The sequence below is a fragment of the Pseudomonas sp. JV245A genome, assembly GCF_032424515.1.
GTDB classification, from domain to species: Bacteria; Pseudomonadota; Gammaproteobacteria; order Pseudomonadales; family Pseudomonadaceae; genus Aquipseudomonas; species Aquipseudomonas protegens.
In genome coordinates, this window is the sequence record NZ_VYKE01000456.1 from 1 (window position 1) to 808 (window position 808).

An 808-nucleotide genomic window follows, 5' to 3' on the forward strand; every position below is an offset into this window, starting at 1 on the left:
CATCGCGAGCAAGCTCGCTCCTGCAGAGGGGGGATTGGCTCAAGAGGGGCAATCTGCCCTTGCCGGCGAAAAAGGGCAGCGGGGAAAAATGCAGTCATATTGACTGCGTTGGCGGTCTTTATGACTTCTTCTTTATCTGGTCATAAAGACTCTTGAGGTGGCAGGGCCCGGTTTTACAGGCTCTGCGCGCTGGCATGAAACGTGAAGGGCCAGTCATGCCATTGTGTGTTCGAGGAGTTGTCGACATGAGCCGTTACTTCGATTCGCCGCTGCATGTATTGCACCTGTCCAATGCGCTGCTGTGGTCGGGCAGCCTGTTGCTGGGCCTGGGGGTGTACGCCGCCTATGTCCATTCCGGCCATTTGCCTATCGCCACCCTGGTGCTGATGCACAGCCTGGTGATTATCGGGCCGACCCTGTTGAAGATCGGTTATGTCATGCGCCTGCTGGCCCAGCGGCGCATGGCCCAGTGCCAGGGGAGGGCTGCCTGTGTCTTTGCCTGAAGCCTGGCACCGCTGGACCGGCCAGCCCCTCTGGAGCCTGGGGTTCCGCCCGTTCTTCCTCGCCGGCGCCGGCTTCGCCTGCCTTGCCCTGGTGGGGTGGGGCCTGTGGCTGCATGGAGCGCTGGCGGGCCTGCAACCGGTAGCCGGGATGCTGGCCTGGCACCGTCACGAAATGCTCTTCGGCTTTGCCGTGGCGATCGTTGCCGGCTTCCTGCTGACGGCGGTGGCCAACTGGACCGGCCGCCCGGGCCTGAGCCGTACGCCGTTGCTGTTGCTGTGGCTGCTGTGGCTGGCGGGGCGCCTGG

General features: G+C 63.6%; 2 protein-coding genes. Both read left to right on the top strand.

Annotation, left to right across the window (positions count from 1 at the left end):
* Positions 1 to 245 precede the first annotated feature (245 nt).
* Positions 246 to 503, top strand: a complete 258-nt coding sequence (locus tag F6S12_RS32400; protein WP_041118491.1) for a hypothetical protein — start codon at positions 246 to 248, stop codon at positions 501 to 503.
* Positions 490 to 808 (top strand): NnrS family protein (locus F6S12_RS32405; RefSeq protein WP_315869942.1); only part of this gene is annotated, 319 nt, incomplete at its 3' end. The genes F6S12_RS32400 and F6S12_RS32405, both read left to right, overlap by 14 nt.

Coding starts and splice junctions, on each gene's coding strand:
- F6S12_RS32400 (WP_041118491.1), top strand. CDS start 246: ATGAGCCGTTACTTCGATTCGCCGCTGCATGTATTGCACCTGTCCAAT.